This is a genomic window from Monoglobus pectinilyticus (assembly GCF_002874775.1).
GTDB lineage: Bacteria > Bacillota > Clostridia > Monoglobales > Monoglobaceae > Monoglobus > Monoglobus pectinilyticus.
On the sequence record NZ_CP020991.1, the window covers coordinates 2,249,408 to 2,269,565 of the forward strand.

15 protein-coding genes and 2 pseudogenes are annotated in these 20,158 nt (G+C 37.4%); 2 read left to right on the forward strand and 15 right to left on the reverse strand.

Annotated elements, in window-relative coordinates:
• Nucleotides 1-1,121: 1,121 nt before the first annotated feature.
• Nucleotides 1,122-2,795, forward strand: coding sequence for a M23 family metallopeptidase (locus B9O19_RS09460; RefSeq protein WP_158648976.1), 1,674 nt, complete (start codon nucleotides 1,122-1,124; stop codon nucleotides 2,793-2,795).
• Between the two features lie 95 nt (nucleotides 2,796-2,890).
• On the opposite strand, the gene B9O19_RS09465 is transcribed toward B9O19_RS09460, so the two are convergent.
• From B9O19_RS09465 to B9O19_RS09510, 10 genes and pseudogenes are all read right to left on the reverse strand, one after another.
• The gene (locus tag B9O19_RS09465) at nucleotides 2,891-4,288 is read right to left on the reverse strand and encodes an oxaloacetate decarboxylase subunit alpha (protein ID WP_102366185.1); all 1,398 of its coding nucleotides are present in this window, start codon (nucleotides 4,286-4,288) and stop codon (nucleotides 2,891-2,893) included.
• A 29-nt stretch (nucleotides 4,289-4,317) separates the two neighbouring features.
• Nucleotides 4,318-5,466 (reverse strand): sodium ion-translocating decarboxylase subunit beta, encoded by a 1,149-nt coding sequence (locus B9O19_RS09470; RefSeq protein WP_102366658.1) that lies wholly within the window; start codon nucleotides 5,464-5,466, stop codon nucleotides 4,318-4,320.
• Between the two features lie 169 nt (nucleotides 5,467-5,635).
• Nucleotides 5,636-6,016 (reverse strand): biotin/lipoyl-containing protein, encoded by a 381-nt coding sequence (locus B9O19_RS09475; RefSeq protein WP_102366186.1) that lies wholly within the window; start codon nucleotides 6,014-6,016, stop codon nucleotides 5,636-5,638.
• A 25-nt stretch (nucleotides 6,017-6,041) separates the two neighbouring features.
• Entirely contained in the window at nucleotides 6,042-6,416 is a 375-nt protein-coding gene (locus B9O19_RS09480) for an OadG family protein (RefSeq protein WP_102366187.1), read from the reverse strand.
• Nucleotides 6,417-6,453: 37 nt separating this feature from the next.
• On the reverse strand, nucleotides 6,454-8,001 hold the full coding sequence (locus B9O19_RS09485) for an acyl-CoA carboxylase subunit beta (RefSeq protein ID WP_207655149.1): 1,548 nt from the start codon (nucleotides 7,999-8,001) through the stop codon (nucleotides 6,454-6,456).
• A gap of 265 nt (nucleotides 8,002-8,266) precedes the next feature.
• Nucleotides 8,267-8,974 (reverse strand): annotated as a pseudogene (locus B9O19_RS09490) (pseudouridine synthase); the annotation flags it as partial.
• 526 nt (nucleotides 8,975-9,500) lie between these two features.
• Nucleotides 9,501-10,907: an MATE family efflux transporter gene (locus B9O19_RS09495; RefSeq protein ID WP_102366190.1), complete on the reverse strand. Its 1,407-nt coding sequence runs from the start codon at nucleotides 10,905-10,907 to the stop codon at nucleotides 9,501-9,503.
• A 184-nt stretch (nucleotides 10,908-11,091) separates the two neighbouring features.
• Nucleotides 11,092-11,754, reverse strand: a complete 663-nt coding sequence (locus B9O19_RS09500; RefSeq protein ID WP_102366191.1) for a TcaA NTF2-like domain-containing protein — start codon at nucleotides 11,752-11,754, stop codon at nucleotides 11,092-11,094.
• A 344-nt stretch (nucleotides 11,755-12,098) separates the two neighbouring features.
• Nucleotides 12,099-12,617: pseudogene (locus tag B9O19_RS12300) on the reverse strand (YoaK family protein).
• Between the two features lie 141 nt (nucleotides 12,618-12,758).
• Nucleotides 12,759-14,045 (reverse strand): aminotransferase class I/II-fold pyridoxal phosphate-dependent enzyme, encoded by a 1,287-nt coding sequence (locus B9O19_RS09510; protein WP_102366192.1) that lies wholly within the window; start codon nucleotides 14,043-14,045, stop codon nucleotides 12,759-12,761.
• Between the two features lie 154 nt (nucleotides 14,046-14,199).
• Between B9O19_RS09510 and B9O19_RS09515 the strand changes: the two genes are divergently transcribed.
• The gene (locus B9O19_RS09515) at nucleotides 14,200-15,102 is read left to right on the forward strand and encodes a LysR family transcriptional regulator (RefSeq protein WP_102366193.1); all 903 of its coding nucleotides are present in this window, start codon (nucleotides 14,200-14,202) and stop codon (nucleotides 15,100-15,102) included.
• 581 nt (nucleotides 15,103-15,683) lie between these two features.
• Here the strand turns inward: B9O19_RS09515 and B9O19_RS09520 are convergent.
• The 5 genes from B9O19_RS09520 to B9O19_RS09540 all read right to left on the reverse strand — a co-directional run bounded on the left by B9O19_RS09520 (nucleotide 15,684) and on the right by B9O19_RS09540 (nucleotide 20,145).
• Entirely contained in the window at nucleotides 15,684-16,535 is an 852-nt protein-coding gene (locus B9O19_RS09520; RefSeq protein ID WP_102366194.1) for a class II fructose-1,6-bisphosphate aldolase, read from the reverse strand.
• Between the two features lie 28 nt (nucleotides 16,536-16,563).
• Nucleotides 16,564-17,400: a DNA-3-methyladenine glycosylase family protein gene (locus B9O19_RS09525; RefSeq protein WP_102366195.1), complete on the reverse strand. Its 837-nt coding sequence runs from the start codon at nucleotides 17,398-17,400 to the stop codon at nucleotides 16,564-16,566.
• The gene (locus tag B9O19_RS09530) at nucleotides 17,375-18,244 is read right to left on the reverse strand and encodes an Asp23/Gls24 family envelope stress response protein (RefSeq protein ID WP_158648977.1); all 870 of its coding nucleotides are present in this window, start codon (nucleotides 18,242-18,244) and stop codon (nucleotides 17,375-17,377) included. The genes B9O19_RS09525 and B9O19_RS09530 overlap by 26 nt, the downstream gene beginning before the upstream one ends.
• A gap of 4 nt (nucleotides 18,245-18,248) precedes the next feature.
• Nucleotides 18,249-18,899: a redox-sensing transcriptional repressor Rex gene (locus tag B9O19_RS09535; RefSeq protein WP_102366196.1), complete on the reverse strand. Its 651-nt coding sequence runs from the start codon at nucleotides 18,897-18,899 to the stop codon at nucleotides 18,249-18,251.
• Nucleotides 18,900-18,984: 85 nt separating this feature from the next.
• Nucleotides 18,985-20,145, reverse strand: a complete 1,161-nt coding sequence (locus tag B9O19_RS09540) for an isocitrate/isopropylmalate family dehydrogenase (protein WP_102366197.1) — start codon at nucleotides 20,143-20,145, stop codon at nucleotides 18,985-18,987.
• Nucleotides 20,146-20,158 lie beyond the last annotated feature (13 nt).

Consider the following 20,158-nt stretch of genomic DNA (forward strand, 5'->3'; position numbering starts at 1 on the left):
AAGAAGAATTTAACTATTTATAGTATTCTATTTATGTCATTATTATACTTAAAAAATAAATTAATAAATAAAATTGAACAGCTCCAGATTGTTCGGATAATACAAAAAGACACCTATGATAGACATAAATTAGCATTATAACATATCTATTTATTTAAATATTCAAATATCCTACAAAATACAATCATTAATTTTGTTAATATTATTTTGACCGCTTATAGCGGTCAGACGACGGCGAACCTTACGAGCTTGCTCCGCAAGCCTACCGAAGTTCGCAGATACAATTGCATTATATTATGATAATTAATTGGTTGTAAATAAGCGTACAGCAAATTGAGACGTTGTAAATGATAGATTATGGATTAAAATATAGGAAAGCTAAGGAAAAAGAAAACAGCAAGTTGATAAGTTGTAAATAAACATATAATAATGGATATATTATTATATATGAAAACTAATGCAATAAACAACGATTTTATAATATTTCTCAGTATTTTTTAATTTACAAAAGTTTTTGTATTATATAATTATAATAATATTATTTATTTCAATATCAAGTATCCAAAATATAAAAGAGTTCTTCTATATAATCTATATTAATATAATTATATAAGCAATTATAAATTCATAAATATGAAAATTTCTAAATATTTAAGTTTAATATTTAGAAATTTTATATAATTATAACATCTAATTATTTGCATACATAATTAGTAAAAACAAAAGAATGCCGTTAAAGAGTGTACGTAAAAACAGTATTAGATTGGTACTCAAAAAGCAGAAAATGTGATTTTTACATTTTCTGCTTTTTTGCTTTATACAAAATTGAGTACACTTTTGTTATGCTTGCAAAATAAATATTTGCAATTTACGCTGTAATGTGATAAAGTAGAAATGCGAAATAATTCAATGTAAACATTGAAGTTATATATAAGAGATAGGTATACGTTTTGGTAAAAACGTATGCTTAGATTTTCATTACCTATTGCTTATATGTAATTGAAGTTTTTCGCAGTATTTATTGAAGATACGTTTTTATATTTGGCATAGCTTCGGCTGCGCTTTTTTAATGCGAAAAATGCTGCGAAACAAAACTATATTATTTTACGGAGGTAATGAAAATGAAAAGGAAATTAGTGGGTTGGATTATGTGCATAATGTTATTTATCTCTGTTCTGCCAAACCTTGCTGTATCAGCAGGCGAAAGTTGGTGGTGGCCTTGCCCAAGTGCATTAAGTTATTCCAGCGGTTATGGTATGAGAACATATAATGGAGTAACAAGATTTCACAGGGGTGTTGATATTCCGGGCACACGCGGTTCTCAAGTAATCGCTTCAAGAAGCGGAATCGCCAGAATTGCTAACACAAACAATCCTTTTGCAAACGATAGAGGCCGTTGTGTTGTAATCGACCATGAAGATGGTTATTATTCTGTATATCAGCATATGTCAGATTATGCTATAAACGATAATGTGAGAGTAATGCAAGGACAAGTCATAGGTTATGTTGGCGGTTCAGGTTCAGGCGGAGAATATACTTATAATGCACATTTGCATTTTGAGGTACACAAATATTCGCCAAACAACGCTTTGACAATATTAAATCTTGATTGGAGTCAAGGAGTAAATACCCCTGTAACCTCTACAGACCCGAAAGCTTTTATTAACCCCAATGCCCCTCGACCTTCAGGCGAAGCACCAAGCAATATAACAATAAAAGCAAATAAAACATCTATTGAAGTAGGTGATACTGTTACATTTACGTATACAATAAGCAATGCTAATTCTAGATATGTCGGAATAGATTGGGCTGGCGGCAGTAGATATTATTCAATTCCTCTGAGTAATTCATCAGGAACAGTTTCGTACACATTTACTTTACCTGGTACTTATTGTGTTATCACTGAAGGTTCAAATGAGTATGGATATAATTGTTGCGGGGGTGTTTATATTACTGTTAAAGCAAAAGAAATAACGGCAAGCATTTCAGCCAATTACACTTCAATAGGTGTTGGTGATACAGTTACATTTGATTATTATATAAATAACGCCACATCTTACAGAGGATTAGGCATAGACTATGCAGGAGGTTCAAGATATTTTTCTCAATCACTTGATCAAACTTCAGGATCAGTTTCTCATACTTTTACTAAACCGGGATTATATTGTTGCATTGTAGAGGGATATAATACAGACGTATATAATTGCAGTCCTGGTGTTTATGTAAAAGTGGTAGACAGCAAGCCAATAGATATGACTATCAGCGTAGATGAAACCAATATAAATATAGGTGATACGGTTACTTTTAAATATGCAATTATCGGTGCAACAGTAAAGCATATAGGAATAGATTATGCCGACGGCACGCGGTATAATAGCATACGAACCTATCAGGATTCCGGCAGTATTTCTTATACATTTACACAAACAGGACTGTATTGCTGTATAATTGAGGGGTATAATAATATAGGATATGATTGTAGTCCGGGCATCTATATTAGGGTAACAGAACCGTATCAATCTCCAACTACTTTCACTACCTACACCGACAACGACAGCTATCGTAGATTTCACACGGAAATAACAAATCTTACCTGCGACGCAGAATACATTGTCGCGTCCTACGACAGCGGCGGACAGTTGCTTGAAATGTCAAATTCCGGCATTTCTGCGGGCGAGGGCGGCTGTGAAATGACCTTGCCAAAGCATAGTGGCGAAAAATATATAAAAGTATTTTTATGGGATAGTTTAAAAGGAATGAAACCGCTGACGGAGGTTGAAAAAATTACTCTATAAATTCAAGGGTGAGTACCACAAATCAAAGTGATACTCACCTTTTGTTATACTGTCTTATTAAGGACTGCCAAATGGCATTCTTTTAATATAAACTTTTACGCTGGATGAGTCATATCATCATAATTGACTAAGTCTTTGTCAATTTTATATTTTTCAGCTTTTCTCTGTTCAAAGAATTTGACTGCAACTTGGTCAAACAGTGCATATGAAAGTACATCTTCCGGCTGTTCTGTCCATTCTGCACATTCTTTTTTGAGTTTCTCAAGCTCAGGCTTTATTAGGTCAGCAGGACGGCAGGTAATTGCCTTTTCATTTCCTATTATCTTCTTTCTGAATTCATCGTCAATCGGAACAGGAGTTCTGCCGTATTCACCTTTACAAATTCCCTTTGTCTCTTTGGTTACCATCTTATAGCGTTCTCCCATGAGCACGTTTAATACCGCCTGGGTGCCTACTATTTGGCTTGTGGGGGTAACAAGAGGAGGATAGCCTAAATCTTTACGTACTTCAGGAACCTCTTTTAATACCTCGTCAAGTTTGTCTTCTTTTCCTTGCTGCTTCAGCTGAGAAACTAGATTTGACAGCATTCCGCCCGGAACCTGGTATTTTAATGTGTTAATATCAACGCCTAAAACCTTTGTGCTCATAAGACCGGAAGCCAAATACTTTTCTCTTAAAGGTTTAAAGTATTCAGCAATTTCAGTGAGCAAGTTAAGGTCGATTCCTGTATCGTACTCTGTTCCTTGAAGTGTTGCAACCAATGGTTCTGTAGGCGGCTGAGATGTTCCCAGAGCCATAGGCGACAATGCCGTGTCTACAATATCAACACCAGCTTCGATAGCCTTAAGATATGTCATTGAAGCAACACCGCTGGTATAGTGTGTATGAAGCTGTATCGGAATTTTGACAGCTTTTTTCAGTTTCTTTACAAGTTCAAAAGCATTGTATGGAGTCAAAAGACCGGCCATATCTTTTATGCAGATAGAATCGGCGCCGCAGCTCTCATATTCTTTTGCCAACTTTACAAAGAAATCATTATTGTGTACTGGGCTTATAGTATATGATATAGCCGCCTGAACGTGACCTTTTTCTTTTTTAGTAGCATTAATAGCTGTTTGAAGATTTCTAACATCGTTTAAGGCGTCAAAAATTCTGATTATATCAATTCCGTTAGCTATAGATTTCTGTACAAAATATTCAACTACGTCGTCGGCATAATGTCTGTAACCAAGAACGTTTTGACCTCTGAACAACATTTGAAGTTTTGTCTTTGGAGCGGCTTTTCTTATTTTTCTGAGCCTCTCCCAGGGGTCTTCATTAAGGAAACGGAGACAAGCGTCAAATGTGGCGCCTCCCCAAACTTCCAGAGAATGATAACCGACTTTATCCATTAGAGGCAATGCTGGCAGCATCTCTTCAGTTGTCATACGAGTTGCTATGAGAGACTGATGCGCATCACGACATATGGTTTCTGTAATTCCTACTTTAGCCATAATATTTTCCTCCTATAATTATTTTAAGATTAATGAGCGAACATAGCGAGGAATACGCCTGCCGCAACGGCAGAACCGATAACTCCGGCAACATTCGGACCCATAGCGTGCATGAGCAGGAAGTTTGAGGGGTTTTCCTCCTGTCCGACTACCTGTGATACACGGGCTGCCATCGGAACTGCTGATACTCCGGCTGAACCGATAAGCGGATTTACTTTTCCGTGGGTCAGTTTGCACATAAGTTTGCCTAGCAGCAAACCGCCGGCAGTACTGAAACAGAATGCAATAAGACCAAGCGCAACTATACCTAGTGTGGCAGGTGTAAGGAATGTTTCTGCCTTTGCGGTTGCGCCTACTGTGAGACCCAGGAATATTGTTATAACATTCATTAAACCATTTTGAGCGGTCTTTGCTAATCTATCAGCAACTCCGCTTTCTTTTATCAAATTGCCAAGCATTAGCATACCTACAAGCGCTACAGCGTCAGGCACGATTAAGGCCACGACTATTGTAACAATGATAGGGAACAAGATTCTTTCTCTCTTGCTGACCGGACGAAGCTGTTCCATAACGATAGAACGCTCTTTTTTAGTAGTAAGTCCCTTCATTATAGGCGGCTGAATAACCGGGATAAGAGCCATATAAGAATAAGCGGCTATGGCTATTGCCGGCAGCAATTCAGGCGCCAGTGTTTTAGTAACGTATATAGCGGTTGGACCATCGGCTCCGCCGATAATTCCAATTGAAGCTGCTTGTTCAACTCCGAATCCGATTGCCGGAATAGCTGCGCCCAATGCGAGAGCGCCAAGAAAAGTTATAAATACGCCGAACTGTGCTGCCGCACCCAAAAGAATGCTCTTAGGGTTAGCAATAAGCGGTCCGAAGTCAGTCATTATACCTATTCCAAGGAAGATAAGAGGAGGATAGATTCCCAATTTAACTCCCAAATAGAGCAAGTCCAATAGACCGCCTTCAGCAAAAATCCTTTGTATATCCAAATGACCGTCTATCAAATACGCCGGGTCTGTAAAAAATTCATTGTGCATTAATATAGCGCCTGAATTTTGGAACATAGGCATATTTGTTAGCAGAACACCAAATGCTATAGGCAATAGCAGCAGAGGCTCAAATTTTTTCACTATAGCCAGATACAGCAGAACGCATGCGATAACTATCATAAGCGGAGTTCCTATAACTTCAAGAATATTTCCGCCTGATGAGATAGTCTCAGATATTGAGTTTATCAGCGCTGCTATACCGGTGCTTCCTAAAAAGCTTGAAAAAGCCTGTAACAAAAAATCACCCTTTCATCAATATATTTTGGTTATGTTTCGGTTGGATAATAAATTAACCAATAGAAACAAGGGCATCTCCTGTATTAACGGAAGCGCCTTGGCTGGTGCAGACAGCAACTATTTTACCAGATTTTGGCGCCATAATTTCATTTTCCATTTTCATAGCCTCGAGTACGCAAAGCACATCGCCCTCATTTACTGTGTCACCGTTTTTAACTTTTACAGATACAATGCTTCCCGGCATCGGTGCTTCAACAGTTGTTGCGCCCGAAACAGGGGCTGAGGCTGCTGAAGCCTGCGGAGCTGCTTTTGGAGCTGCTGCCGGCTTTGGAGCAGGAGCGGCAGACTTTTGAACCGGAGCAGGAGCGCCGCCGATTTCTTCAACCTCTACCTCATATGAATTCCCATTAACACTTATATTAAACTTTCTCATTATACTTTACCTCCTGGTATTGAGTTTAAAATCTTGAATTGATTACGTCGGTCAGGCCGGCCTTGCTCCAGCTTGGCAGAGCGTTGCCAACTCTTCTGTATGATTTTATATTTAGATTATAACTTGATGTGTTAAGACTTGCAGCTATAGCGGCAGTCAAAACAGCTATCAATTCGCCCTCGTCCATCTCAGGGGCTGATTTTGCAGTCGCGTTGGCAGCCTGAGGCAGTGTCTTGTTACTGTTTGAGGGTGTATTTTGTTCTTTTTTTGAATTATCATTGTAAAATAGTGTTTTCATACCCATTAAAACAAACATAAGAATGACTAGAACTGCAAACACGATAGCAAGTCCAACAATTGTGACCTGCAGACCTTCAGATAGTGCTGCGCCTATTGTCATAGCTTTATTCTCCTTTCATATTTATGTTTAACATCTATTACAGAGGAATATTACCATGCTTTTTGGCAGGTCTTGTATCTCTCTTGCTTGCGAGCATTTCAAGAGCGCTTATAATTCTCGGACGGGTTGAGTCCGGCTCTATAACATCGTCCACATAACCGCGGCTTGCAGCTACATAAGGGTTAGCAAATTTTTCGGTATACTCTTGAATTTTTTCCTGTCTTGCGAGAACAGGGTCTTCTGCATTTTTAATATCTCTTTTAAATATAATATTAGCTGCGCCTGACGGACCCATTACAGCAATTTCAGCTGTTGGCCATGCAAATACCATGTCAGCGCCCAAATGCTTGCTGTTCATAGCAATATATGCTCCGCCATAAGCTTTTCTGACTATTACATTAATTTTTGGAACGGTAGCTTCAGAGAAGGCAAATAATAGTTTTGCACCATGTCTTATAACACCGTTGTGTTCCTGATTAACTCCCGGTAAATATCCCGGTACATCTGTGAAAGTAACAAGAGGAATGTTAAAACAGTCACAGAAACGGACAAATCTTGCACCCTTATCAGATGAATCACAGTCTAGCGAACCGGCCATAAATTTAGGCTGATTTGCTATAATACCAATGGTAGAACCATTCATTCTAGCAAATCCTGTAACTATGTTTTTGGCAAACTTATCAAACATTTCAAAGAATTCGCCGTCATCTACGATTTCTTTTATTACATCTCTCATATCATAACCCTTGTTGACGTCAACCGGAACGATTTCTGAAAGTTTGTCAGAAAGTCTGTTTAAATCGTCTTCACAGTCATAAATCGGAGCTGTTTCAAGATTGTTTGAAGGAAGAAATGAAAGAAGAAGTTTAACCTGTTCGAAACAGTCTTCCTCAGTTGCGAATGCCTTGCTGGCAACACCGCTTTTTACGGCGTGCGTTTGAGCTCCGCCTAATTCTTCAAACGAAACGTCTTCGCCTGTAACCGATTTAACAACTGAAGGTCCGGTTATAAACATCTGTGAAGTCTTATCAACCATAAAAATAAAATCACAGATAGCCGGCGAATAAACAGCGCCTCCGGCGCATGGACCCAAAACTATTGAAATCTGAGGAACTACGCCTGACGTCTGTGTGTTTCTGAAGAAGATATCTCCAAAACCTTTTAAAGCGTCAATACCTTCCTGAATTCTTGCGCCGCCGGAATCGTTAATTCCGATGATAGGAGCACCCATTTTTGTTGCCATGTCCATAACTTTGCAAATTTTTGCTGCCTGCATTTCACCCAGAGAACCACCGATAACCGTAAAGTCCTGAGCGTATGCGTAGACCAATCTGCCGTCCACGGTTCCGTATCCGGTAACAACGCCTTCACCGGGGGCTTCTGTCTTTGGCATATTGAATTCGTTGCATCTGTGTTTAACAAAAGCGTCAATTTCAACAAAGCTTCCTTCATCAAAAAGCATTGCAAGTCTTTCGCGGGCAGTTTTTTTGCCGCTTTCATGCTGCTTTTTAATTTTGTCAGCGCCTCCGCCTTGTTCTATAGTACGGCGAATCTGCTGCAGCTCTTCTATTTTTTCCAATTGTATTACCTCCTTGTGTTTAAATTGTTTAGTGATTTAAATCACATATGTTAAAATTAATTATTTTTCTATTATAAAAACTTTAATGATGTCTGTTTCCAGACTTTTTAGTGCTGTTATTTTTGCTTCTTTGGATACCATTTCCGCTATAGTGAGGTTTCTTTTTGGCACCGGTTCTGCTTTTTGGTTTTGAGTTTCTCTTGTGTTTTTCAGCTGCGTCTTTACCGTAGATACTCTCACTGTTTTCTTTGGATGATTTTTTCCCTGTTCCGATTTTTTTCAGCATATTTACTTCAGATTCGGAAAGCTTTCTCCATCTTCCCAAAGGTAAATGACCCAAATTAAGGCCTGCCTCTTTGGTGCGTTTCAGACGTTTTACTATACAGCCAACCGATTCGAACATCTTTCTCACCTGGCGGTTTCTTCCCTCATGTATAGTTATTTCAAGTTTAGTTCCGAGCTGGGTGGCTCCTATAACTTCAACTTTTGCAGGGCTTGTTCGTATCCCGTCAATCACTACTCCGTTTCTCAGTCTTGTTAAGGTTTCCATATTAATATTACCGGTGACTTCGGCAACATAAGTTTTTGGAATATTGTTTTTAGGATGAGTTATATTGTAAGTAAGCTCACCGTCGTTTGTGAGTAGAAGAAGACCTTCTGTATCATAGTCCAGCCTGCCGACAGGATAAAGCCTGATTGGTATATCAGTGACCAAATCCATAACTGTGTCCCTGCCCTTGTCATCACTTACTGTAGTGACAAATCCGGCCGGTTTATTAAGCATAATATAAACCAGTTTTTTTTCAATTCTAACAGGTATATCGTCAACCATTACCAAATCGTTGTCTTCATCAATCTTAACGCCCATTTCGGTAACAGTTTCTCCATTCACACGGACTCTTCCGGAACGAATGATTTCTTCACTGCCTCTGCGGGATGCAACGCCGCAGTCAGCGAGATATTTTTGAAGTCTGACCACTGAATCAAACCCTTTCTTTTGTTTTTAACCGCAGCTAGATTATTAGACTAAAATAACCGCATGTTATCATAAACGCTTTGCTTACTATTATAGCCTATTTAAAAATTAAATTCAATAAAAACCGTAATATAAATTTGACTGATATTACTGTTTTAAACTAGGTATATATTAGTATTTTTGTATAATTTTTAACAATCGTATATGGCAAGCTTGAATGCTGGCTTTAAAAAAACGCATAGTATATAAATTATAATTGATTTCCATGCAGAAATAGTCTTGATTTTTATTTACAGCTATAAATAGAATTCAGATAATAATAGTTACATAATGTTGTCTGTTTCAATATCTTAAACTTTTTATAGAACTAATTTATTTCGTTAACAGATTTTATTATTTTGATAAACAATCAGTGATTTATAAAGAGTGTCTGCTTTGGAAAAAATATTTTTTATAGAGTGATATTTTATATAACTAAATTTATACAAAAAAGGAGGCAGACAACTATTGTCTGCCTCAAAAATATATTTTATTTTTCTGATAAAGGAATATTAAGCTTTGAAAAGGTGCGCCTAACAAAGACTATACATAGAATAACAGAAGCTATTTCAGCTATCGGTATCGACCACCATACAAGGTCTAGATTTCCAAACTTTGATAGTATAAACGCGACCGGCAAAAGAATAATCAACTGTCGTGAAATAGATGTTACGAGCGAATATATTCCCTGGCCGAGAGCCTGAAGGATTGATAAGGTTACTATACAAAATCCAGCTGCTATAAAACTGATACTTATTATTCTGAGAGCCGGAACACCTATTGCAATCATATCTGACGAGGCGTTGAACATTCCAAGCAGCTGTGTGGGGAAGAACTGAAAAATCAGCAAACCAAAAATCATAATTGATACAGCGTATGTTATGCTGAGTTTCATCGTCTTTATAATTCTTGAATGTTTTTGAGCTCCATAATTATATGCGATTATTGGAACCATTCCGTTGTTAAGACCAAATATCGGCATGAAAATGAAACTGTTGAGTTTAAAATATACGCCGAAAACTGCTGTTGCTGTTGCGGTAAATCCAATAAGTATTTTATTCATACCAAAGGTCATTATTGATGATATGGCTATCATAAGTATGGATGGCAGACCGACTTTATAAATGTTTGCCACAATGTTCTTTTGAGGAAGTATTTTTTTCAGGTTAAACTTTAATTCTTTGTTTACTTTTGCATTACAAATCACTGCCAGCAGCATAGCTACGATTTGACCAAGCACCGTTGCAAGAGCCGCGCCGCTTACACCCATTTTCGGGAATCCTAAAAGACCAAAGATGAATATAGGGTCAAATATTATGTTAATTATTGCGCCAATACCTTGAGTAAACATAGTATAAATTGTTTTACCTGTGGACTGCAGCAGTCTTTCACCCATTATCTGCCCGAATATACCAAATGAGAAAATACAGACAATTGAGAGATATTCATATCCGTATTGTATAATTTGGGCATTGTCTGTCTGGATTCTGAAAAACCAATGTGATAGCGTTGAACCAAATAGTAGCAGTACCAGCCAGTTCATGATTGCAAGAAAGATACTTATGTTAGCAGCTTTATTCGCGAATTTGTAATCTTTTGCGCCCAGACATTTTGAAACGAAAGAGTTTACCCCGACTCCGGTACCGCTGGCTATTGCTATCATAAGGTTCTGGACAGGGTATGCAAGGGATACTGCTGTGAGGGCATTCTCGTTGATTTGGGCAACAAAGATGCTGTCAACAATATTGTAAAGAGCTTGAACCAGCATGGAAATAATTATGGGAAGCGACATACTTATAAGCAGTTTGTTAACGGGCATTGTACCCATTTTATTCTCCTTTACGGAGTCAAGTGTGTCAACTTCAGTGTTGATAATTTTTGTTTTGTTTTTTGACATTACTTTACCTCTATTCTTAAAGTGTAAGAACTATTCTAACATATTATAGAAGAAAATGTCAAATAATTTATGTTGAATAAATTTTATCTCTTATTGTTTGCTATTATATGATGATTGCAAAGAAATGCTGAAAAATAAAGATGTATTTCTGCAGGTATAATTATTTTATTGTAAACAACAGTACCTATAGTTCTTCAAGTCCGGTTATTTTCATTTTTCCATCGCTGAAACTTACAGTATATTTGTACTTTTCACTTATATCTTTGACTGAGCCGTCTTTATATACTACTCTGATAGTTGAACTTCGTATAACGGTTGCCGCAGTGTCGGATATTTTTTCTCCGCCGTAGCAATTTAATGAAAGTATTTCTTCGCTTTCTACGGATTGACGGATTTGTTTATGGCTTTTGAGTTCCTGGTCAGCAGCAGAACTTGAGAAATATACATCAATATATGAAGTATCCCCTGTATTGATGCCGTTAACAAATGAAACAAGAGCGCCTTCAATAAAGTTTTCAGCAGCATTGGTATCAACGGAAGCGGCCGGTTCCTGATTGTATGAGTAGGTATTATAATAATTGTTTACAGGCGGCGCTTCCGGCTGCTGAACAACTATTACCTGAGGCGGAGCTGTCGGCGGTGCGGGCGGAGCAGGCGTAGCCGTAGCCGCTGCTGTTTCAGTTGGTTTAGCGTTAAAAGAATTAAATGATATTATCCCGGTTGAAAATAAAAGGATAAAAATAAGGGCAAAAACTAAAATAACTGATAATAACGAAACTGTTACGATTAAACCAGTGTTTGACTTGCCATGTCCCGGACCCTGTTCATTATAATTTGGATTATACAAGCAAAACCCCTCCCAAAGTACGTACTTATATATTCACATTATATACCAATTGTAGAATTTTGTAAATATTTATTATCATTAAAAACAAATTAATACTATAATTAAAATATATGAAATAAAAAATATTACTTATTTTATAATAGAAAAATTGTGTCTCACACTGAAAAAAGTCTTTTTATATAGTTAGTTTAGGGCTGTTCAGTTATATGTGCATAGTATTTAAATTGTCTTTGGCAACAAGTTATAGAGTTTATTTATTTCAGAAATATTAAAACAATTTTTACTTCAGTTATTTGGATAACAGAAACGCCCTAAAATAATATAGGGCGTAATTAAAGCTTTATTTATATTTTTTCAACTTCTTCTTTAATAAACATAATACAAAAGCTGATAATCAGAAGAAGACATGAAAACCAGATTGCATGTATTCCATATATTTTAGTAAGCATACCGCCAAGACCGGCGCCTGCGGCAAAAGTCAGTAACACGCAAAAATAGTAGAACGTTTTTTTCTTTTGTATATAAAAATGTGTAAAGTGATTCCATTGCACTTCTTATATTTTCTATATACATTGTGCTCGCTAAGGAGGACCTTCAATTTTTCAGAACGTATAAACCTGTATAGCACAGACGAATTATACTAATGAATTTGCCAAAATATCAAGTGAGTTCGGAATAAATCCTACGGTTAAAAGTAAGCTTATTTCCGCAGCTATAATTAGCTGTCTCCAATGAATTCTTTTCATATATTTAAAATGGCGGTGTATTACTTGTGCTAGATATATTCCGGTGATAAACGCCAATACCGGAATTGAGCAGCGCACTGCGTTATATAACTTTCCCTGAAATATGTATGAACTCATCAGCACAATATTTCCAATCTGTGCATTGGCAAATACTTCCAACAGTAAGTATTTGTGTCTTGAATCTCTGAGAGTGTTAGAAAGACAGCGTTTATAATGGTTTCAGACATTTGCCTGGATTTTAATGATGGAATTATTCTTTTAAGCAGCTTTATTTATTAACTTTTCAAGTGTAACAATTTTTACTGACAGGGCAAATATTTTTGTTGCCAGTTTTATATCTTTCATGTTTGCAAATGTAGGAGCTATACGGATATTTTGGTCTTCAGGGTCGTTTCCGTAAGGATATGTAGCTCCTGCCGGAGTAAATGCCACGCCCATTTTACTGCAAAGTGTAACTGTGTCGGATGCGCATCCCTTTAAGGTGTTGAACGAGATGAAATATCCGCCGTTTGGTTTTGTCCATTCAGCTATACCGAGCCCGTTAAGTTCATCGTTTAAGATTTTGTCTACTGCTTCAAATTTGGGGCGCAGTATATCAGCGTGTTTTGCCATATGAGCTTTTATTCCGGCTATATTTTTGAAGTAGCGGACATGTCTTAACTGGTTTATCTTATCAGGACCGATGGTTGCATACTTTAAAAATCCTTTTATATCAATGAGGTTGGCAGGACTGGAGGCAACAGCTGATATTCCTGAACCCGGAAATGTTATTTTGCTTGTGGAGCAGAATTCGTAAACCATATCAGGATTTCCGGCTTTTTCGCATTCACTGATAATGTCAGGAATATCGGTTTCTTCATTTTGATATATTGAGTGTACGCAGTAAGCGTTATCCCAAAAGATTCTAAAGTCCTTTGCTAGAGGTTTTAGGTTCGCAAACCTTTGTATGGTTTCGTCACTAAAAACTATGCCCATAGGGTTTTCGTATTTTGGCACGCACCATATTCCTTTTATTGTGTCATCAGATGACACAAGTTCTTCGACAACATCCATATCAGGACCATTTTCATTCATAGGAACAGGGATAAGTTTCATTCCAAAATGCTCTGTAATAGCAAAATGACGGTCATATCCGGGAGCGGGGCACAAAAATTTTCTGTCCTCAACCTGACACCATGGTTTCTCTCCAAGAAGCCCATCTGTCATGGCGTGGCTTATAATATCATACATGAGTGTAAGACTGCTGTTTCCGCCTACTATAACGTTTTCAGGGCGTGTTCCCATCATATCAGCCATAAGCTGTTTTGCTTCCGGGATTCCGTCCAGCCCCCCGTAATTACGGCAGTCCATACCGCTTTCAGCGTCTAGAATACTTTTAGAGTTTACCGTGTTCAGCATTTCCATTGATAAATTTAGCTGTTCCTTATCCGGCTTTCCTCTGGATAAATCTAAATTCAGTTCTAATGCTTTGATTTCTTCCATTTCTGATTTTAGTTTTGATAACTCTTTTTTTAAGTCTTCAGTGCTTAAATCTAAATATGACACTTGAAATTCCACCTTTTTTATATTTTATTGTATTATTTTCTTGACTTATGACATTTAATAAATATAATATAAAAGTATAAATATGTAAAATGTATTATTGATATTATTATTATATCAATTTTGTATAATTAGGTGCATATATGGAGGAAATAAAATGAATATTAACTATGATTATTACCGTATATTCTATTATGTGGCGAAATATGGAAACTTTACTCAGGCGGCAAATATACTTTTGAATAACCAGCCTAATATAACCCGCTCTATAAAAAAGCTTGAGAACGAATTGGGCTGCACTTTATTTGTCAGGTCTAATCGTGGAGCCACGCTTACGCCTGAGGGAGAGAAATTATTTGCTCATGTATCTGTGGCGGTTGAACAGTTGCGTGCAGGAGAGGAGGAGTTGTCGCGCGATAAGAGCCTTCAGAGCGGTACTGTTACTGTAGGGGTTAGTGAAACGGCGCTTCATGGCTTGCTGCTTTCTGTGCTGAATAAGTTCCGCTCAAAGTATCCGGGAATCAGGATACGTTTGTCAAACCATTCAACGCCTCAGGCTATGTCAGCTCTGCGAAACGGAAGAGTGGACTTGGCGGTTGTAACAACGCCGACGGATGTTTCAAACCCTCTTCATGAGTATAGGCTTACAACGTTCAGAGAAATATTAGTGTGCGGAAAGGATTTTTCCCATTTGCAGAACAAAGTTCTTCAATTAAAAGACTTAACAAAATTTCCTTTAATTTGTCTCGGTAAGGAAACAAAAACAAATGAGTTTTTCAGCAGATTTTTTATGAGCCACGGTTTAGTCTTTCTGCCGGATATGGAGGCGGCGACTACGGACCAGATTCTGCCTATGGTGAGGAATAATTTAGGGCTTGGTTTTCTGCCGGATATTTTTGCGGAACCTGCTATTGAAATGGGAGCAATATATGGGCTTAAACTTCAGGAAAAGATACCAAAGAGAGATATATGTTTGCTTAAAAACACAGAACGTCCGTTAAGCATTGCGGCAAAAGAGCTTGAAAAGATGCTGCTGCAGGAAAAGACTTTATTAGAATAGTTATATAGATTGTAAAATAAGCAACGGCAAAAATAAGATTAAAAAATATAAAGTTTTTTCATTAAATATCTTGCTTTTAATATGATATCAACGTCTAAAATATTTATGTCTTGATAATGTCTTGATAATTGCAACTATTGGTAAAATAAAATTAATTGTATGATTTGATATAGCAGTATAAAAAGTGTTTATATAAGTATATTAGTTGACGTTTTTATTTGAAAATAACTATCAAATTAATTTGGTATAAATATTTGCTAAAGATTTGTTTAATGCAAGCAGCAGAGAATGTTAAAAAGATTACGTGAATAAAAACAGTATTAATAAGAGCTGTAAACACTAAATTTATTTGCGGTGTGTTTAATTCAATATTAGTTTGGCTCTAACAATATTTATTGAGATTTTATATTTTTATTATTAGAATTATTTAGATTATGAGTTTATGAAAGTCTAAGATTGCATTTAAATTTATTTTACTTACGCTAAGAATTTATAAGATATAAGTTGTATATAAAAATTTTTATTAAATCAAAATAACGCCGCGGTAATTTGAACTACCGCGGCGTTATTTTATAATTATATTATGCTTTTCCGTTTGAACCAAACAGACGTATTTTTTCAATTACTTTAGCTTTTACATTTTCTCTGGCAGGTCCAATATATTTTCTCAAATCAAACAAATCCGGTTTTTCTGCAAATATCTCTCTGATTTTATCAGTGTATGCACATCTTAACTCTGTGTCGATATTAATTTTATTAACTCCAAGAGATATAGCTTTCTTTATACTGTCGTTATCTACTCCTGACGCTCCGTGAAGTACGATAGGCATATTTAGGTCTTTTTTTATTGTGTCAAGCCTGTCGAAATCAAGTTTTGGTATACCCTTATATTTTCCGTGAGCTGTTCCGATAGCAATGGCCAAATAGTCAACGTTTGTCTCGTCAACAAACTTTCTTGCTTCTGTCGGGTCGGTGTACATAGCATCCTTCTCATCAACAGAGATATTATCTTCTATACCGCCGAGACGTCCAAGCTCAGCTTCAACAGAAACGCCAACATCATGTGCGGCTTCAACAACTTTTTGAGTGAGAACAATATTTTCATCAAGCGAAAGATGAGAACCGTCTATCATAACCGATGACCAGCCATTTTTTAAACAGTTCATAACAGTTTTAAAGCTGTCGCCGTGGTCAAGATGAAATGCTACAGGAACACTGGCTTTGTTTGCTGCTGTTGTTATTACCGCTGAAAGATACTCATATCCGGCATATGAAATAGCGCCGCATGTTGTTTGGATAAATACCGGGGATTTCTCTTCTTCAGCGGCTTCTATAATAGCCTGGGCAACTTCCATATTAACAGTGTTAAAGGCACCGACTGCGTAACCGTTCTTGTGGGCGTCATCCAAAATTTGCTTACCTGTAACTAACATAAAATTTCCTCCAAATATAATAAATTTTTTATTTTTCTATATCATTTTCACGATAATAATAATACATATATTGTTGGGCAAAACCGGCGTAATTGCCGTATTTTTCTGTTACAAAGCTGTCAGTTTCCTTTTCCTCAACTCCATATACCTGATTTAGAATACGTTTTATCCAGACGTCTTTGGGAAACAGTTCATATCTTCCCATTGAAAACAAAAGTATACAGTCGGCAACCTTTCCGCCGACACCCTTTATTTTCAGCAGTTCTTTTTTTGCAAGTTCAGTCGGCATTTCGGGAATATCTTTTAGGTTAACTTCGCCTGACGAGACTTTTTCTGCGGCGTCCATGATATATTTATCACGGTAACCGGCTCTGAGACAAGCTAAATCTTCTATGCTCAGACTGTTTAAACGTTCAGGTTCAGGGAAAGAATAATACTCTCCCTCAGGAATACCAAGTTTACTGTTGTATTTAAAATCAATCTTGTCTCCGAATTCACGGCACATAGTCTCAAGTATTTTTTTTATCCTGGGGATATTATTATTTGCCGAAATTATAAATGATATTATAGTTTCCCAAATATCTTGATGAAGAATTCTGATTCCGCCGCCGAAATCAATACATTTTTTTAGAGTTTCATCGTGGCTTTCAAGATATTTTTTTATTTCAGAATAATCTGTATCAGCGGAAAAATAATTTGTCCAATATTCATTATCAGAATCAGGGCAGTATATTGTGTCGTTTGACACTCTGCAAACCTTTCCGCCGCAAATGCCGATATAGCCGTTGTCTGACTGGTTCCAGCGGAAGCATTGTCCGCATTCAAACGTATGTATAGGATCAAAGTCCTGTTTTAAGTAAATCATTTCTTAATCTCTCTATCTGTTTAATATATATTCTTGATACATGGAGGGTTTTAACATATATGTTCACATATTTTACTGTTATAGAAGTGTGATATTCAATAGATTCTTTAACGGTGTCTGCAATTTTTCTCGCTTCTTCAACAACATTGCATGGATATCTTAAAGACAGCTCAATGTCGAGTATGAGACGGTTTCCTTTAGTAGTGCTGCTTTTTAATTTAAGCAATTTATACATGCTGGGAAACCGGGAAGTTTCATATGAACAAATATCAAAAATCGCTTTATGAGAAATTTTGTAATCTCCCAAATAGCTGTAAGTGGGGCGCATAACGGTTTTTTCTTCAACTATAGTATGGTTTTTGCGATTAAAAAATTGAACCATAGGGTCTATAAAATATCCGGAAAACTGTTTTTTTACTTCAAATGTAGGAACAGGAATCACATGCTTTCCGTGTTTAGTTCTCATTTCGTTAGCAATTTTCATCTCTTCAGGAGTTGATACATCTTCAATATAAATAAACTTTTCTATTGGAGAAACTCCGATAGCGTCAGCTATTTTATTCGCCATTCTCTCACTTGTACCAATAATTAAAAGCGATTGTATATTATAGTCCGTGATGGCCTTTTTCACTTCATCCTGGTGAATCTTATCACTAAAAATTGCTCTTCGCACAGACGCAACTTTAGTTGGTTCGCGTTTTGCACTTTTGCCGGCTATAATTTGATTATCCGAGACCAGCAAGCCGTCGTCTATGATATAATCAATATTATTTTCCCGGGCGACCCACATACTGTGATGTGATTTTCCGGTTCCGGATTTTCCCACAAGTGCATAGACCTTCATAGTATTACTCCTTGTCAAGTTTCTCTTTATTTTCACATTCTGAAATCTTATATGAAAGCCTCATAAGACTGTCGCTTAAATGAACGTTTTCAACTATTATTCCTTCTGTTTCAGCAAGTTCGGTATATGAAAAATTCATAAATGCCTTTATTCCCATGCTTATTAAGTCCTCAGCAACAGCTTTCATAGCTTCCTTTGGAACTGTCAGTATAGCCATTTTGGGATGATTTTCGTCTATAAATTCTTTAATGTCCGCATAATCCATAACCGTAAAGTCGCTGACTTCAGTGCCTATAACTTCAGGACTTGAATCAAATATTCCTATAAGTTTAAAGCCGCGGCTTTCAAATTTAGTGTTTGTGGCAAAAGTTCTTCCCATATGCCCGGCTCCGACCAAAACAGCGGTATAACCACGATTGAGACCAAGTATATTGGCAATCTCAGTCCTGAGCATCTCAACGTTATAGCCGTAGCCCTGCTGACCAAACCCACCGAAACAGTTGAGATCCTGCCTGATTTGAGAGGCTGTAACTCCCATTCTCTCGCTAAGTTCTTTAGAAGATATTCTTTCGGTTCCGCTGCTGCAAAGGTCTGTTAAATGTCTGTAATATCTAGGAAGTCTGTTGATGACAGAACCCGATACTTTTTTATCCATTGTTTATTCTCCTTAAGTGCACTGCCGCAAATGCGGCAGTGCAAAAGTAGTTCGGTTTGTGAAGCTGGTCAGAAAAGCCGTAGTATTATGATAATTTTGACATTACATAATCTGCAAACTCTGCAGAAGTTGCTCCGGTATCTCTTCCGGTTATCTGAAGCTTCTTTTCAGTGTACATACACTCATCAAGAGCGTTTTCAAGCGCCTTAGCTTTATCGGCATAACCAATATGCTCAAGCAGCATAACAGCAGCTCTTATGATACTGCATGGGTCTGCATATATGTCTCTTCCTTCCTGAACCATTCTTGGAGCGCTGCCGTGAATAGCTTCAAACATAGCATAGCGTTTTCCGATATTAGCACTTCCGGCAGTTCCAACTCCGCCCTGGAACTCTGCGGCTTCATCAGTAAGAATATCGCCGTAAAGGTTTGGCAGAACCAAAACCTGGAACTGGGTTCTTCTCTTAGGGTCAACAAGTTTTGCTGTCATGATATCAATATACCAGTCGTCCAGTTCGATTCCGGGATAATCCTTAGCCACTTCTTTGCATACGCTGAGGAAGTTTCCGTCTGTAGTCTTTATTACGTTTGCTTTGGTAACACAAGTAACGCGTGTTTTGCCAGCTTTTTTAGCATATTCAAAAGCGGCGCGTGCTATTCTTTCTGTTCCTTCATGAGTTTGAACAACAAAATCTATAGCTAAATCGTCTGTAACGTTTACTCCCTTAGAACCAACAGCATAACCGCCTTCAGTATTTTCTCTGTAGAACGTCCAGTCTATTCCCTCTTCGGGAACTTTCACGGGTCTCACATTTGCGAATAAGTCAAGAGCCTTGCGCATTGCAACGTTTGCACTTTCGATATTCGGCCATGGGTCACCCTGTCTTGGTGTTGTTGTGGGGCCCTTTAAAATAACATGGCACTGCTTTAATTCCTCCAAAACATCATCCGGAAGCGCTTGGTTAACTTCGGCGCGGTGTTCTATAGTACAGCCGGTAATTTCTTTAAACTCTACTTTTCCGGCTTCTGTTTCGTCTTTTAGCAAGAACTTTAATATTCTTTCAGCCTGCTCTGTAATAGCCGGTCCGATACCGTCGCCTCCGACAACACCGATTACTATTTTATCAAGTGTGCTGAAATCAAGAAAATCTTTTTCAGCTTTCATCTTTTCAACACGGTTCAGCTGCTCGCTGAGCACCTGACCGAATTTTTCTTTTGCTTCTGTGATTTGTGTTGTGTAGTCCATTTATATCTCCTCC

Coding starts and splice junctions, on each gene's coding strand:
- B9O19_RS09460 (WP_158648976.1), top strand. CDS start 1,122: ATGAAAAGGAAATTAGTGGGTTGGATTATGTGCATAATGTTATTTATC.
- B9O19_RS09465 (WP_102366185.1), bottom strand. CDS start 4,288: ATGGCTAAAGTAGGAATTACAGAAACCATATGTCGTGATGCGCATCAG.
- B9O19_RS09470 (WP_102366658.1), bottom strand. CDS start 5,466: ATGATAGTTATCGCATGCGTTCTGCTGTATCTGGCTATAGTGAAAAAA.
- B9O19_RS09475 (WP_102366186.1), bottom strand. CDS start 6,016: ATGAGAAAGTTTAATATAAGTGTTAATGGGAATTCATATGAGGTAGAG.
- B9O19_RS09480 (WP_102366187.1), bottom strand. CDS start 6,416: ATGACAATAGGCGCAGCACTATCTGAAGGTCTGCAGGTCACAATTGTT.
- B9O19_RS09495 (WP_102366190.1), bottom strand. CDS start 10,907: ATGTCAAAAAACAAAACAAAAATTATCAACACTGAAGTTGACACACTT.
- B9O19_RS09515 (WP_102366193.1), top strand. CDS start 14,200: ATGAATATTAACTATGATTATTACCGTATATTCTATTATGTGGCGAAA.
- B9O19_RS09520 (WP_102366194.1), bottom strand. CDS start 16,535: ATGTTAGTTACAGGTAAGCAAATTTTGGATGACGCCCACAAGAACGGT.
- B9O19_RS09525 (WP_102366195.1), bottom strand. CDS start 17,400: ATGATTTACTTAAAACAGGACTTTGATCCTATACATACGTTTGAATGC.
- B9O19_RS09530 (WP_158648977.1), bottom strand. CDS start 18,244: ATGAAGGTCTATGCACTTGTGGGAAAATCCGGAACCGGAAAATCACAT.
- B9O19_RS09535 (WP_102366196.1), bottom strand. CDS start 18,899: ATGGATAAAAAAGTATCGGGTTCTGTCATCAACAGACTTCCTAGATAT.
- B9O19_RS09540 (WP_102366197.1), bottom strand. CDS start 20,145: ATGGACTACACAACACAAATCACAGAAGCAAAAGAAAAATTCGGTCAG.